The sequence below is a fragment of the Streptomyces sp. 2A115 genome (assembly GCF_052245575.1).
Lineage (GTDB): Bacteria > Actinomycetota > Actinomycetes > Streptomycetales > Streptomycetaceae > Streptomyces.
Window position 1 is genome coordinate 1 of sequence record NZ_JBQQCG010000149.1, and the last position, 13,894, is coordinate 13,894.

The 13,894-nt window shown below is 69.2% G+C and carries 13 protein-coding genes and 2 pseudogenes; 8 read left to right on the top strand and 7 right to left on the bottom strand.

The features are described 5' to 3' along the window. Positions 1–281: 281 nt before the first annotated feature. The 3 genes from ACTWQR_RS53960 to ACTWQR_RS53970 form a co-directional block, all read right to left on the bottom strand. A complete protein-coding gene (locus tag ACTWQR_RS53960; RefSeq protein ID WP_443234707.1) occupies positions 282–959 on the bottom strand; it encodes a restriction endonuclease in 678 nt (225 codons plus the stop codon). A 653-nt stretch (positions 960–1,612) separates the two neighbouring features. Next, positions 1,613–2,311, bottom strand: coding sequence for an SbcC/MukB-like Walker B domain-containing protein (locus ACTWQR_RS53965; RefSeq protein ID WP_443234708.1), 699 nt, complete (start codon positions 2,309–2,311; stop codon positions 1,613–1,615). Positions 2,312–2,343: 32 nt separating this feature from the next. Then, positions 2,344–3,117: an enoyl-CoA hydratase family protein gene (locus ACTWQR_RS53970; protein ID WP_443234709.1), complete on the bottom strand. Its 774-nt coding sequence runs from the start codon at positions 3,115–3,117 to the stop codon at positions 2,344–2,346. A 251-nt stretch (positions 3,118–3,368) separates the two neighbouring features. On the opposite strand from ACTWQR_RS53970, the gene ACTWQR_RS53975 reads away from it, so the two are divergent. Both ACTWQR_RS53975 and ACTWQR_RS53980 read left to right on the top strand, forming a co-directional pair. Further along, the gene (locus tag ACTWQR_RS53975) at positions 3,369–4,400 is read left to right on the top strand and encodes a hydroxymethylglutaryl-CoA lyase (RefSeq protein WP_443234710.1); all 1,032 of its coding nucleotides are present in this window, start codon (positions 3,369–3,371) and stop codon (positions 4,398–4,400) included. 111 nt (positions 4,401–4,511) lie between these two features. Further along, entirely contained in the window at positions 4,512–4,976 is a 465-nt protein-coding gene (locus tag ACTWQR_RS53980) for a MaoC/PaaZ C-terminal domain-containing protein (protein WP_443234711.1), read from the top strand. Positions 4,977–5,311: 335 nt separating this feature from the next. On the opposite strand, the gene ACTWQR_RS53985 is transcribed toward ACTWQR_RS53980, so the two are convergent. The 3 genes and pseudogenes from ACTWQR_RS53985 to ACTWQR_RS53995 all read right to left on the bottom strand — a co-directional run bounded on the left by ACTWQR_RS53985 (position 5,312) and on the right by ACTWQR_RS53995 (position 8,225). Beyond that, entirely contained in the window at positions 5,312–5,578 is a 267-nt protein-coding gene (locus ACTWQR_RS53985; protein ID WP_443234719.1) for a hypothetical protein, read from the bottom strand. Between the two features lie 103 nt (positions 5,579–5,681). Next, positions 5,682–6,080 (bottom strand): annotated as a pseudogene (locus ACTWQR_RS53990) (IS110 family transposase); the annotation flags it as partial. 474 nt (positions 6,081–6,554) lie between these two features. Continuing rightward, entirely contained in the window at positions 6,555–8,225 is a 1,671-nt protein-coding gene (locus ACTWQR_RS53995; protein WP_443234712.1) for a CocE/NonD family hydrolase, read from the bottom strand. 171 nt (positions 8,226–8,396) lie between these two features. Between ACTWQR_RS53995 and ACTWQR_RS54000 the strand changes: the two genes are divergently transcribed. The 6 genes from ACTWQR_RS54000 (at position 8,397) to ACTWQR_RS54025 (ending at position 13,467) form a co-directional block, all read left to right on the top strand. Continuing rightward, positions 8,397–9,923, top strand: coding sequence for a class I adenylate-forming enzyme family protein (locus ACTWQR_RS54000; protein WP_443234713.1), 1,527 nt, complete (start codon positions 8,397–8,399; stop codon positions 9,921–9,923). Between the two features lie 32 nt (positions 9,924–9,955). Continuing rightward, on the top strand, positions 9,956–11,059 hold the full coding sequence (locus ACTWQR_RS54005; RefSeq protein WP_443234714.1) for a GAF domain-containing sensor histidine kinase: 1,104 nt from the start codon (positions 9,956–9,958) through the stop codon (positions 11,057–11,059). After that, positions 11,053–11,658 carry a response regulator transcription factor gene (locus ACTWQR_RS54010; protein WP_443234715.1) on the top strand — a complete coding sequence of 202 codons (606 nt, stop codon included), beginning with the start codon at positions 11,053–11,055 and terminating at the stop codon, positions 11,656–11,658. Before ACTWQR_RS54005 ends, ACTWQR_RS54010 begins: the two co-directional genes overlap by 7 nt. A 548-nt stretch (positions 11,659–12,206) precedes the next feature. Then, positions 12,207–12,338 (top strand): hypothetical protein, encoded by a 132-nt coding sequence (locus tag ACTWQR_RS54015; protein ID WP_443234716.1) that lies wholly within the window; start codon positions 12,207–12,209, stop codon positions 12,336–12,338. Continuing rightward, the gene (locus ACTWQR_RS54020) at positions 12,335–13,036 is read left to right on the top strand and encodes a transposase (protein WP_443234717.1); all 702 of its coding nucleotides are present in this window, start codon (positions 12,335–12,337) and stop codon (positions 13,034–13,036) included. Before ACTWQR_RS54015 ends, ACTWQR_RS54020 begins: the two co-directional genes overlap by 4 nt. Beyond that, positions 13,033–13,467, top strand: a complete 435-nt coding sequence (locus tag ACTWQR_RS54025; RefSeq protein ID WP_443234718.1) for a hypothetical protein — start codon at positions 13,033–13,035, stop codon at positions 13,465–13,467. The genes ACTWQR_RS54020 and ACTWQR_RS54025 overlap by 4 nt, the downstream gene beginning before the upstream one ends. Positions 13,468–13,615: 148 nt before the next feature. Here the strand turns inward: ACTWQR_RS54025 and ACTWQR_RS54030 are convergent. Then, positions 13,616–13,708 (bottom strand): annotated as a pseudogene (locus tag ACTWQR_RS54030) (LysR family transcriptional regulator); the annotation flags it as partial. Positions 13,709–13,894 lie beyond the last annotated feature (186 nt).

A 13,894-nucleotide genomic window follows, 5' to 3' on the forward strand; every position in this document is an offset into this window, starting at 1 on the left:
GCCGCTACCTCCCCGAAGGCAGCATGGACGAGCTCTACCGTGAACTCCCCGAAAGCGCCCCCGCACTACCCAACACACCGAACAAGCCCGCCAGTTGATCGCATACACCACGACGAGGGACACCATCAAAAAGACGACACGGCCCCCGAAGAGTCCGCCGCGTACGAGCCCTCATCCCTGCAGGCACGGACGAACCCGCCCCCGTTCCTGTCCCCAACCAGGGGACAACGCGCGGGTTCAGCGGTTCGCCCCTGCAAGAATCCGTGAACGCGCGCGCTTCTTCATGCGGCCCGGCGGAGGGGTGTCTTGCCAGCCGTGGGCAGCCGCAGAAGGTCTTGCAGGGGCGTGCCGTGTTCGGCCCACCGGCGCAGCCGGTCCCGGTCGACCCAGTGCACCTGGTGGCGTTCGCTCCATGTTTTGGCGTCCCGGGTGAAGGAGCCGTTGGTGACCACGACTGCGGTGTCGGCTCCGTGCGCGGGGCCTGCGGTGCCTTTGACCTGGTACATCACTGATGAGCCGACTTTGCCGGCGACGGTGGTGTGCTTGGCCTGCAGGACGATTCTGCCGCGTTGGCGGTCCTCGCCGATGACGTCTGCGGCCTGGTCTCCTTGTCGGCCGACCTGTCGTGCGTTCCAGCCGTCCCGGAGGAGCAGGTCACGCAGGGCGAATTCGAAGGCCTGGTCGTCCATGGCGTCGAGTTGTGCGAGTGTGATACGCAGCCGGGCCAGCGTCTGGGCTCGCACTTTCTGGGCCCGTGCCTCGCGCATGAATTTCCAGGCTGCGTACCCCAGGGCGTGAGCCGCAAGGAGGGCGAGCAACGGCCAGATGCGGACGGCTGCCTGCCATGTGGCTGTGGCGATCTTGGCCAGCAGCCAGAGTGCGGCGCAGGCGACGGCCGCGGCGGCGGCCTGTTCCCTGCCGCCGCGGGGTGGGCGTAGCCGGGGCGAGCGGCGGGGCATCAGTGGCCCACGCTCGCTGACACTGATGGTGTAGGGGTTTGCGGTGTTGTCGGGGAGGCCTCTCCGAAGCCGATGAGCTGGCTCCATAGCCACACCACCGCGATCAGCCCTGCGATCGACCAGCCGCTCAGTTTCTTCGCGCTGGGGCGGGGTTTGCGTCGGTAATGACTTCGCACCTTGTAGTAGCCCTCGGGCGGCTTCGCCACTGCTTCCTCCTCCGTGTCGCCAGGCCGCCAACTGCGGTCTGATCTCTGGGATTCGGTGTAGCAGCGGGCACTGACAAATCCGCCGGTTTGATCAGTGGAGGCCTTGGCAGTGCCTCGAAAACGCGCCGTGATGCGGTCATGGGTCCGGCGGTGTTCGAACATGCGAGAAAGTGGTTCTCGGGTCTGCGGAAACTCCTGTCATGCGGACTGGACTGGCGTGTTCTGGTACGGCTGTGGTGGCCGATGCAGGTGCTCATGGATCGCATTGCTCTGTTTCCGTCGCTTTAATCACATGCAGAAATGGCATGAAGTAGTACGTGTTCGATGCGCTCCTTCTGGGAGGCAGGTCGGGTGCCTTCAGGGATGGGCGGCTTTCGACGTGGGGCGCTGTGGGGCTGCCTTTCTCGGCGGGGCCGAGAGGGGCACGGGCAGCCCCGGCGGTTGTGGCTACGCCTTGGGCCGACGGCGGGTTGAAGATCGGTGAGTGTGCGCGGCCTGGGGCTTGCGTTTTCGTCGGCGAGGGCGGGTCCGGCGTCCGTCGTGGGGCCATTCGGCCGCTTCGGTCAGGTGTGTGAGGGTGGAGCCGTCGATGTTCTTGGAGATGTGCAGGCATTGGGTGATGCGGCGGCGTAGTTCGGGGACGTGGCTGATGAGTCCGACGGTGCGGTCGTGGGCGCGTAGGGAGTCCAGGACGTCGAGGACTTGGTGGAGGGTGTCTTCGTCGAGGGTCCCGAAGCCTTCGTCGATGAAGAGGGTGTCCAGTGCCTGGCCGCCGGCTTCGGCGGTGACGATGTCGGCCAGGCCCAGGGCGAGGGCCAGGGAGACGTAGAAGGATTCGCCGCCGGAGAGGGTGTCCGTGTGGCGTTTGTGTCCGCTCCAGGCGTCGAGGACCTTGAGGTCCAGGCCTGACTTGGCGCCTCGGGCGGCTCTGTCATCGGAGTGAACGAGGGTGAAGCGGTGGTGGGACATGCGTGACAGGCGGGTGTTGGCGGCGTCGACGACGTCTTCGAGACGGGCTGCCAGGACGTAAGACTCCAGTTGCATGCGGAGCTGGTTGCTGGGTGAGCCGCCGCTGATGAGGCCGTGGAGATGATCGACGGTGCAGAAGGCGTCCTCGGTGGCGCGGCCGTTCCTTGGTGCCCGCAACTCGCGGCGCACCAAGGAACAGCCGCATGTTGTCAGCGAGACAGCGCCCAGCGCGGCGGCCGGCGTTCGCGGAAGGCGCGCATGCCTTCCGCGGCCTCCTCGGACGCGAAGAGGTCGGCGGAGAGGCTGACCATGGCACCACCCTGCTTGTTGAACACATCGCGCATCCGAGCTGTGGTCAGCTTCTTGGACTCGACCAGACCCTGCCGGGAACACAGCCGCAGAGCGCTGACGATGTCCCGGATGACGTTCTCCGCAGCCGCCGCGTCACGCGGAGCCTCGGTCAGCAAGCCCATGCTCTCCGCCGTGACGCCGTCGAACGTCTCACCCGTCAAGAAGTAACGTCCGGCTGCCCGTTCGTCGATGCGGGGCAGGACGGTGAGGGAGATGATGGCGGGCGCCAGACCGAGACGGACCTCGGAAAAGGAGAAGGTCGTGTCGGCGGGCGCCACCGCGATGTCGGCGGCCGCGACGATGCCCAGTCCACCGGCCCGGGCATTGCCCTTCAGGTGCGCTATGACGGGGACCGGTGTCTCCACGATCCGCCGCAGCAACCCCAGCAACGTCTCAGCGCCCTGCTGCATGCCGCCCTGCGCGGCTTCCTTGAGGTCCGCGCCCGCGCAGAACGTCGGCCCGGTGTGGGTGAGGACGATCGCGCGAACGGATTCGTCGGCCGCGGCCCGGGCCAGGCCGGCGTGCACCTGTTCCACCAGGGCGGCTGACAGAGCGTTGCGATTGCCCGGCGAGTCGAGGGTGAGGGTGGCGATGCCGTCTTCGATGCGGACGTCGTCGGCGTGCTCTGCCATTGCTGCTCCTTCATGAAGGGGGAGGGAGCGCGCCGAACGGAACCGGTGACACCTGGCTGAGCCCGCAGTCCCTGGACGTCGCGGTTAACGCACATTAGCCTATCGATGTGAGTTAACGTTAACTAACTTTCGACGCTTTCCCCGCCGTCGGGCTACGGTTCACGCCGCCCTCGGCCCAAGGACTTGGTGCCGAGGTGCTTGAGGCATTTCGCAGCGGGAGCGCACACATCCGGGAATGAGGAGACTGCCGCATGACGCCACCCATACGAACAAGCGGACGTGCCGAAGCCGCACACGTGCTGCCGAGCGAGACACCGCATCCTGGGCTGCCCTCGTCTGTCCGCATCCATGAGGTAGGGCCCCGGGACGGCCTGCAGAACGAGTCCACGATCGTGCCGGTGGAGGTCAAGGCCGAGTTCATCCGGCGCCTGGCCACCGTCGGCCTGACGACGATCGAAGTGACGAGCTTCGTGCCGCCGGCATGGGTGCCGCAGCTCGCCGACGCGGCCGACCTCGTCGCCGCCCTGGCCGCCGAGCCCGCGCTGCACCCACTCGACCTGCCGGTACTCGTCCCCAACGAGCGCGGGTTGGACCGGGCCCTTGGCCTCGGAGTCCGGCATGTGGCTGTCTTCGCCAGCGCGACCGAGGAGTTCGCCCGCCGCAACCTGAACCGTACGGTCGCCGAGTCACTGGAGATGTTCGCTCCCGTGGTGCGGCGGGCCGCGGAGCATGGCCTGCGTGTGCGCGGCTACCTGTCCATGTGTTACGGCGATCCCTGGGAGGGGAGGGTGCCGGTCGGTCAGGTGGCCGAGGTGGCCTGTCGACTGGCTGAACTGGGCTGCGACGAGCTGAGCTTGGGGGACACCATCGGTGTGGCCACCCCGGGCCAGGTGCATGAGCTGATCGCCGCGCTCGATACCGCGGGTGTCGGCCCGGACCGGCTGGCCGTGCATTTCCACGACACCTACGGGCAGGCGCTGTCCAACACCCTGGCTGCCCTCCAGGCCGGCATCACCGTGGTGGACGCCTCGGCCGGCGGGCTCGGGGGGTGCCCGTACGCCAAGAGCGCCACAGGAAACCTCGCCACCGAGGATCTGGTGTGGATGCTGAACGGCCTCGGCATCCACACCGGCGTCGACCTCGGGGCGCTCGTCGACACCAGCACCTGGATGGCTGAGCAGTTGGGCCGCCCCAGCGCCTCCCGTACCGTGCGGGCGCTGGCAGAGCAGCGGACCAGCCGCCACGGCCTCGATGTACGCCCTCAGCCGAGCGGCGACAGGTGAGGACCCGGCAGCCGCGACACGTAGAGATGAGGACGGCGTTCGCCGTCCTGCGAGCATCTCGGCCTGCCGGCACCCCCGCGGTCGGCTCAGAGAAATCGGAAAGGATCTGTCTTGATATCCACCAGCTATGAGGACATTCGGATCGGTGACATTGTGAAGACGGGATTCCGGACGGTCACCGAAGACTATGTCCGTGGCTTCGCCGACCTGACGGGAGACCGGCATCCACTGCATCTGGATCCTGAATACGCCGCGAGGACGCGCTTCGGTCAGCGAATCGCGCACGGTGCCCTGATGATGTCGACGCTGCTCGGTCTGGTGGAACTCCATCCGAGCTACCTGCAGTGCTTCTACGGCATGGACAAGGTTCGGTTCCGGGCACCTGTGTATCTGGACGACGCGGTATGTGCGGAATCCGAAGTCGTCGACATCCAGCCTCGGCCCGGTGGCGGGGCCGCAGTGGTGACCAGTGAGGCGCGCTTGGTGAAACAGGATGGAACTCTTGTGTTTTCCGGTCTCTTCTCTCTGCTCGTGGCCGGCCGGAGCGAGGCTCTGGCCATGGAGGCGCAGGGCTGAATGCATGAGGGCGGGGCTTCGCCCGGCGTCCGTACAGAGGCCTGCATGTTCCGTGGCCCACCTCTCTTCAGCGCGGCGAAGATCAGTTCTCCGGCCTCCGAGTAACTGCGCTGACGTCGCTCATCCTGAGAAGGCGACCGTCCCGGTCGTAGATCCCGATGACGCACGGTGACTTACTTGAACGCCCAGTCCGTGAGGAGGTCTTCCTCACGGAGGCAGCGCTCGACTCCCGCGACCGCCACCAGGGACCACCGCAGCGCTCCGCCGCCTCGTGCCGTGGGCACGGCAAGCAGCTCTACGGTGACGCTGAGGTGAAAACCTCCCGCAGTTGAACGTCAGACTGCGGAAGGTTCGGCGGTGATCTGGTAGCCGAGTTCGCGGAGTTTGGCGAGGTGATGGGCGGCCTGGCGGTCGGGGGAATCGAGGTGGGTGAAGTAGTCGGTGCCCTGGTCGTGGTATGGCTGGCCGCGGTCGAGCATGTGGTAGATCGCGACGACGATGGAGTGTTCCACCGCCTTGATCGCTCTGGCATGGCCGCGTCGGGGCTTGATCCGCTTGTACTGGGCGTGCAGGTAGGTGCCCTTGGAGCGGATCGCGGCCATGGCGCACTCGTGCAGGGCGGCCCCAGGACAGCTTGATCCCGGCGTCCTGCAGGACCTTGTCCAGGCGCTGGGCCTCGCGGCCGCGCTCGTCGATCTGGGCCTTGTGGTAGCGGGTGAACATCCTCGCCTCGCGGATGTCCTTGGGCGGCACGAAGCTCGGTTCGACCAGCCCAGGCTGGATGAGCTGGGCGATCCAGGCGGCGTCGGCGACATCGGTCTTGCGGCCGGGGACGTTGCACATGTGTCAGGCGTTCAGCAGCCAGCACTCGGCCGCGTCCTCCAGCGCGTAGTACACGGGCTTCCAGTAGACGCCGGTCGATTCCATCCCGATCAGGGTGACCTGATAGGCGCTCAGCCAGTCCCGCAGCGCGAGCAGGCCCGGCCAGATGGTGCCGAAGGTCTGGGTGACGCCCTCGGCGGGTTCCTCCGGGACGCGGACGCATGCCACCACGGTGTCGCGGTGGACGTCCAGCCCGGCACAGCGATCGACGACCTTCTCCATGACCCCTCCCTGCCGTGCGGTGTCCGCGCTCTGCTGCACTCGCCCCGTGGGAGGCCCCTTCTTGAAGAGTCTGAGGTTCGTGCTCGCAGCAACCACATCACGTGCCCCAGGTCTCCCGCGCCACACTGTTGATCGGGCTCCAGGGCACCACAGAGTCCCGGCGTCAGCGGGGCGTGCACCAACGAGTTTTCATCCACCGCAGGAGGCACGACAAGGCCCGGGATCACTGTTGCCTTTCCGGTATCGAAGCTCGGTCACGCTGTTCCACGGCGAGCGGGTGACCAGAGCACGCCCGGCGCTTTCGGCCAACCGACCGCACAGCAGGTCGGCGGCGGGACGGCCGACGACTTCCGAGGGCGAGTAGCGCATGCGCGCCTATTCGTTGAGACCGGAGGACGCGTCGGTGAATCCGGGGGACTCACCGACGCCGTGCAGGGCTTCCGCTCAGAAGTGGCCTGACGTCATGGGAGGGGGTCAGGATCGGACGACCGGGAGGACGAGGCGTGAGGGTCGTGCGGCGTCGTGGGCGATCTCCTGGCGGGCCGGGCGGAAGTCCGTGCCGCTGTCGACGGGTTCGCCGGTGTTGAGGTTGCGGTCCCAGCGCGGGAAGCTGCTGGAGGTGACGTGGACGCGCAGCCGGTGACCGGCGCGGAACACGTAGCTGGTGGACCATAGGTCCACGGCGTGCTCGGCGAATTCAGCAGGTGTGGCCTCCACCCGTACGATCCCGTCGACCACGTTGAGGGACACGCCCTCGAGGTCGACGTCGCACAGCCGGACCACCCAGTCCGTCGAGGGCGCGTCGGTCGCCGCATGCAGGAAGGCCCGGACCCGGCCGGTGACCTCCAGGTCCTCGGCCAGCGGCTCGCTGGTGTACACCAGCACGTCCTCCCTGGCCTCCACCCGCGCCTGGTCCAGCGGGCCCGGTCGGTACTCGCTGGACAGCAAGGTCGCGCCGCCCGTCGTCGGCACCGGATCCGCCGGATCGTACACGTACGTGTCAGCGCCCTCGTCGGCCTGCGAGGACCCGAAGGCGAGGGCGCCGTCCGCGCGCAGGAACAGGTCCGTGTCCACGGCACGGGACAGCGGCCATTCCCGCTCCTCGCGCCACTCGTTCCTTCCCATGACGAAGAGCAGCACCGGCGGCAGCTCGGGCCGGGACGGGGTGGCGTCGGGGGTGAGCCACTGCCGGAACCACGCGCTCTGGACGTCGGTGAGCGTGCCGCGGAAACCGAGGAGGTCGGTGCTCGCTGCCATCCCGAAGTTGACGTCGCCGATCTGTCCCGTGCGGTTCATGTGTGCCCAGGGACCCATGATCAGCGTGGCCGGTCGCCCCGCCGCGCGGCTCTCGGCGTAGTTGTCCAACGTGCCCTGGCAGAAGATGTCGTACCAGCCGCCCAGGTTCAGGCTGGGCAGGTCGACCTCCGCCTGACGCCCCGCGACCCGGCACGCCGCACTCCACTCAGGATCCCGCAGCGCGTGTTCAAAGCCGAGTTCCTGGATGCCGTGGCGCTGAAAGGCGGGGTGGCGGCCGGCCGGAAGTTCCCAGTAGCCGGATGGGGCGGCCTGGTCCAGGTCGTGGACCAGCGCCCCCAGCGCCGGCCCCAGGGCGGCGGGGTCGTCGGCGTGCCGACGCATCAGGGTGTCCACCCCCACCATGAGCGACCACGGCAGGGTGATGCCCAGCTCGACGGCCCCGCCGCGGGCGAAGAGCCCGTCGTCCGGTTCGGACCAGGTGATCTGGGGGGCGATGGCCTTCAGCTCCGGGGGCTTGGACAGCGCGGCCATCCACTGGGTGTTGCCGAAGTAGCTGCCCCCGATCATGCCGACCCGGCCGTTGGAGCCGGGGAGTGCGGCAGCCCAGCGCACGGTGTCGTAGCCGTCGTCCCCCTCGTACGTCCACGGCTCCCACTCGCCGTCCGAGGCGGACCGGCCCCGGGTGTCCTGGATCACGACGATGAACCCGCCTCGTGCCAGACCGAGCGGATCCATCATGGTGGCCATCATCGGGACGCTCTTCCCGTAGGGCAGACGGGCCAGCAGCACGGGGTACGGGCCACCCGAGGTGGGCCGGTGGACGTCGGCCCGCAGAACGGTGCCGTCACGCATGGTGGCAGGGACATTGCTCTCGACCGTCACGTCCATGTGCCGGCCTCCTTCACAGTGCGTCGTCGCGGGATCACCGCACCCTTTCAGGGCGAACCCGGCCTCGGCACACCCGAATGGGGGGTCGGTCCTCACAGCACCCACCCGTTCGGGTCTGCCGGGCCGGGCGGATCTGCGGTCTTCTCTGCCCAGACGATGAGGAGGTGCACGGTGGACGACGTGGTCTCGCCAGGAGGCATCCTGCGCCGTGCGGCGGCGCGATACGCCGACAAGGTCGCCCTGGTGACGGCGGCTCGCACGATGACGTTCCGCGAACTCGACGCGGAGAGTGACCGGGTCGCGGCGGCGTTGGCCGCGCGCGGCGTGCGGCCGGGGCAGCCGGTGTCGCTGTACGCGCAGAACCGGTGGGAGTGGGTGGTGGCCTACCACGGGGCGCTCAAGGCGGGCTCGGTGGTCAACCCGGTGAACGTCATGCTCACTCCCGAGGAGCTGGCGTTCGTCCTGCGTGACTGCGCCGCCGCGGCGGTGTTCACCAGCGCGGAGCAGGCAGCCGATGTCCTCGCCCTGACCCGGGATCTACCGGGCCTGGGCATGGTCGTCGCGTTCGACGATCCGCCGGAGGGTGCGGTGGGGTTCGCCGAACTGCTCGCCTCCGACGGACCGGTGCCCGCCGTCGCGGCGGACCCGGCCGCTCCCTGCACGATCGGCTACACCTCCGGCACCACCGGGCACCCCAAGGGAGCGGTGCAGAGCCATCGCGCGGTGGTGACGAACTGCGCGCTGACCGCGACCATGCACGGCCGTACGTCCGCGGACGTCGTGGTGACGGCCCTGCCCGCCCCGCACGTCTACGGAAACGTGGTGATCAACGGCACCTTTCTGGCCGGCGGCACCGTGGTGCTCATGGAGCGGTTCCACCCGGCCGAGGCGCTGCGGCTGATCGGCGAGCACTCCGCGACGATGTTCGAGGGCGTGCCCGCGATGTACGCGATGATGCTCGCCGACGCGGCACTGGAGTCGGCCGACCTGACGTCCCTGACCCGCTGCACCGTCGGCGGGCAGACCATCCCGCTGTCGACGATCGAGCGGTGGCAGGCCCGCTCCGGCGCCCCGCTGATCGAGCTGTGGGGGATGACCGAGGTCGCGGGAGTGGGCACCACCCATGCCCTGCACGCCCCGCCCGTCCCCGGCTCGATCGGCGTGTCCGTGCCCGGTGTGGAGGTGCGCATCGCGGACCTGGACGACGTCGCGCGCGACGCTGCCCGCGGGGCACCCGGCGAGCTCATGGTGCGGGGCCCGATCGTCATGCTCGGCTACCACAACAACCCGCAGGCCACTGCCGAGGCCATCGAGCCGGACGGCTGGCTTCACACCGGCGACATCGCCTCCATGACCGACACCGGGCACGTCTTCATCGTCGACCGCCGCAAGGACATGATCATCACCGGGGGTTACAACGTGTACCCGGCCGAGATCGAGCGGGTCCTCGCCGCACACCCCGCAGTCGCCATGGTCGCCGCGGGTCCGGTACCGGACCCGGTCAAGGGCGAGCTGGCGTGCGCTTACGTGGTCCTCGCTGCGGGAGCGCACGCCACCGAGGAGGAGCTGCTCGCCTTCGCCGGACAGTCGCTGGCGGCATACAAACGGCCGCGCGCGGTCCGCTTCGTCGACGACCTGCCCAAGACGTCCACCGGAAAGATCATGCGGCGGGAGCTGATCAAACGGTTCGAGCCGTGACATGGACGGCAGGTGCGGTGTTTGATGACGGCATGCCCGACCACCCCCTGCTGCAGCTCGGCGAGCAGTACGCGGAACTCCTCGCGGCACTGGACCGTGGGGAAGCCTTGCGCCGCGCCCTCGCGCTCCTCGCCGGTGATTCGGAGGTGGTGTGGGCGGCCCGGCCCGGCGCGGAGGGGGCGCTCTCCCTGGAACAAGTGGTCGGCGACCGGACCGGGATGCTGCGCGCGCTGCGAGTGCCGCCGGGCACGGGACTGACCGGCAAGGCGCACCGGTCGGGCCGGGCGGAGTGGGTCGACGACTACTTCGCCAGCGCCGAGATCACCCATACCTTCGACCAGCAGATCGCCGCCGAGGGGATGCGCCGGGTCCTGGCCGTGCCCCTGCTCCGGGACGGCCAGTCGCTGGGCGTCCTCGCCGTCGGCCCCCGCCGCGACGGGACCTTCGGGGACCGCGAGATCGAACGCGTCTCGGCGGTGGCCGCACAGGCCGCCCTCGCCGTGTCGATCGCCGACCGCGCCCGCCTGACCCGGGAGATCGCGGTCCACGAGGAGCGACGGCGGCTCGCAGCCGACCTCCACGACAGTGTGGGCGCGCTGCTGTTCGCCATCGGGTCCGGTATGGCCGATCTCGCCGACGCCGCGAGCGCCGATCCTGGCCTGCGCGCCCGGCTGGACCGCCTCCAGCGCCAGGCCGCGGACGCCACCACCGCCCTGCGCGAGTCCCTGCGCACGCTGCACTCCTCCCCCGCTGCTCTGGCCCTCGGCGTCGCCCTGCGCGCCGACTGCGCGGCCTTCGCCGACCGCACCGGCGTCCCGGCCGAACTCGTGGTCCTGGACGAGGACCCGCCCGAGCTGCCCCCGTCCCGGTCGGAGGTGCTACTGACAGCGGTACGGGAAGCCCTGCTGAACGTCGAGAAACACGCCCGCGCCAGCGCCGTGACCGTGTCGGTCCGGCGCAGCGGCCCACTGCTGACCGTCGCCCTGCACGACGACGGCATCGGACTGGCCCCGGACCACCAACCGGGCCTCGGCCTCACCAAGACCGCCGAGGCCCTCGGCCGGCTGGGCGGCTCCGTCCGCGTCGTGCCGGACCCGGACGGCGGCACGATCTGGCGGGCGCAACTTCCATGCTGACCACCCACCCGACGCGGATCGTGGTCGTGGACGATCACCCGGTCGTCCACGACGGCGTCGCGGCGCAGCTGAACGGGTACTCCGACCTGGCCGTCGTCGGCCACGCCGAGACCGGCGCCGAAGCCGTCGCGCTATGCGCGCGGGAACAGCCCGACGTCGTCCTGCTCGACCTCCGCCTCCCCGACCGCCTCGCCGCCGAGGTCGTCCCGGCGGTGCACCGGGTCAGCCCCCACAGCCGCGTCCTGCTCTTCACCGCCTTCCCTGAACACGCCGCCGTCGCACCGACGCTGGCCGCCGGAGCCAGCGGACTGCTCGTCAAGGACGCCGGCGGCACGGCCGTACGCGACGCGATCCGCAGCATCGCCCGCAACGGCTCCTTCCGCACCGGCCAGGCCGCCTCCCATGCCGCTCTGGTCACGGCCCGCGAGTACGACGTCCTGCGCCTCGTCGCGGCCGGCCACACCAACCCCGAGATCGCGGACGAACTGAACCTGTCGGTCAACACCGTCAAGGGGTATCTCCGGGAGATGATGCACAAGCTCGCAGCTCGCAACCGGGCCCAGCTGATCGTCAGCGCCCAGTCACACGGCCTGTTGTGACCGCTTGCCGCCGATCTGCCGAGAATCAGCCGCTCGCTGGCAGGAAGTCCTCGAAGAGGCCGCGACTCGCCCGGTGCGGGTGGCCTGCTCAGCCGGTGAGCCGCTCAGGTGCCTCCTCCCGGTTCACGCCGCCGGGGGTTCCGAGACCCGGGTGCTGGCCGAGCCGGTCCGGTACGCGATCGGTCCTCCATGACGACCGTCTGACCGTGGGCGGTCACACACCGGGCAGCGCCACCACCTCGTCCGCCGCGAACGTGACGCCCACCCGCTCACCGGTCTGCGGTGCCTCCGGCAGGGCGCAGGTCGCCTGGAGCCCGGGGCCCTGTTCCGGCCGCAGGGGCAGGGTGATCCTGAAGTTTCCCCAAGGCCGGGCAGTTACTCGACTTTCGACGTTTTCGTTGATCGTCGTTGGGGTCGCTCGGGTGGGTGATGTGGGGCCGTTGGGCCGCGTTGGCGGCGGGCAGCAGAGAAGCATCGGCGGTGCTTACGCCACCTCCGGGGAGGGGACCCGCCGATGCTTCCGGATCCGACCGTACCCACTTCGCTGCTTGCTGTCCTGGAACTGGTTCGGGGGCAGCTTCACGACTCCGACGTTCCGTACGTTCGCCGCGTTGGTCACCCGGTTGATCGCGCAGACCGGCCGGTCCACGGTGACCGGGATGCTCGGCGGCGCCGTTTGACGCGGCTCTGGTCCCATGACCGGGCGCACGCCTTCTTCTCCCGGGCTCGCTGGAACGCGGGCATCCTGGGCATCTCCCTGTCCCACCTGATCGTTCGCCAGCTCCTTGCCGAGGGCGCGGTGCTGACCGTGGCGGTGGACGACACGCTGTTCAAGCAGCGCGGGAAGAAGGTGTTCGGTGCGGCCTGGCAGCACGACGGTGCCGCCCAGGGGCCCAAGCCGGTCGGGCGGGGGACCTGCATCGTCGTGGTCGGCCCGGTCGTTGAACTCCCCGTGCCGGCCCGGCCTGTGTGTCTGCCGGTGACGGCCCGGCTGTGGCGGCCGGGGCAAGAGCTGTCCAAGTGTCGACATCGCCGCCTCGATGCTCCGCTTCCTGGCCGCCTGCCACCACGGCCGGCGCCTGCACGTCGTCGCGGACGCCGCCTACCACGGCAAATCCCTGCGCCATCTGCCCGCCAACGTCACCTTCACCACCCGGCTGCCCGCCACCGCCGTGCTCTACGACCTCGCCCCACCACGAACAGGCAAGCCCGGCCGGCCCGCCCTCAAGGGCGAACGCCTGGGCACCGCGAAGGAGCTGGCGGCCACCGCCGTCTTCACATCGTTCGAGGTCAGGCGCTATCAGCGCACCGACACCGTGTTCCTCGCCGAGGTCACCTGCCTGTGGTACGTCCTTCCACGCCCGTACCGTCCGCGTGATCCTCCTGCGCGACGACGCCACCGACACCGGCTACGGCCTCGCGCTCATCACGACCGACCTGGCCACCCCCTCCCCGAAGCTGATCGCCCGGTACACGTGGCGCTGGTCGATCGAGGTCACCTGCGCCGAGGCCGGCGCCCTGCTCGGCGTCGGCGACGCCCGCAACCGCACCCGAGCCGCCATCGAGCGCGCCGTGCCCTTCGGCCTGTACTGCTACACGATCACCGTCATCTGGTACGTCCTCCACGGACACCATCCCCGCGACGCCGCCGACCACCGCGAGCAGGCGCCCTGGTACACCACCAAGGCCGACCCGTCACTGTCCGACATGATCGCCAAGCTCCGCCGCACGATCATCGCCGTCCGATTTATGCCCATCCACCCCGGTCAGCCCACTGCACAGGAAATCCGCACCGTCCAACAGGCATAGGCCACAGCCAGCCCCGACTACGCCGCGTGACCCAACCAGCCCGCCAGAACGACGAAAGTCGAGTGAACCACCGCCCCGCTCGTTTGTGACCACACATGGTGTCCGTCAACGTGGCTGCAGGCAGACCGCCAACCACCATGTCAGGGCCCAGGGACGGCTGCGAGACGTGCAGGGCGAAGGCACGGTTGAAGCCGCCGGAGTCGACGACTGCCAGGAAATACTCCCGCTCACGCACTTCCATCAGGCCCCCGCATCACGACGAGCGTCGGTCGCCGAGCGTCACGTCAAGCGAAGGCCCTCGGGGTCTATCATGATTTAGGTGTTTTTAGGCCCTTTGGCCTAGTGGTTTTGGGATGGTCCGACTGGCCTATACCCGTCCGGCGGTAAGGCGGCCGTCGAAGAGCTGGTCGAACTCGTTCAGTGCCGC

What these genes read in the sequence shown, in the direction of transcription:
- ACTWQR_RS53975 (WP_443234710.1), top strand. Translation starts at nt 3,369, where the DNA reads ATGACGCCACCCATACGAACAAGCGGACGTGCCGAAGCCGCACACGTG.
- ACTWQR_RS54005 (WP_443234714.1), top strand. Translation starts at nt 9,956, where the DNA reads ATGCCCGACCACCCCCTGCTGCAGCTCGGCGAGCAGTACGCGGAACTC.
- ACTWQR_RS53960 (WP_443234707.1), bottom strand. Translation starts at nt 959, where the DNA reads ATGCCCCGCCGCTCGCCCCGGCTACGCCCACCCCGCGGCGGCAGGGAA.
- ACTWQR_RS53970 (WP_443234709.1), bottom strand. Translation starts at nt 3,117, where the DNA reads ATGGCAGAGCACGCCGACGACGTCCGCATCGAAGACGGCATCGCCACC.
- ACTWQR_RS54010 (WP_443234715.1), top strand. Translation starts at nt 11,053, where the DNA reads ATGCTGACCACCCACCCGACGCGGATCGTGGTCGTGGACGATCACCCG.
- ACTWQR_RS53995 (WP_443234712.1), bottom strand. Translation starts at nt 8,225, where the DNA reads ATGGACGTGACGGTCGAGAGCAATGTCCCTGCCACCATGCGTGACGGC.
- ACTWQR_RS53985 (WP_443234719.1), bottom strand. Translation starts at nt 5,578, where the DNA reads ATGGCCGCGATCCGCTCCAAGGGCACCTACCTGCACGCCCAGTACAAG.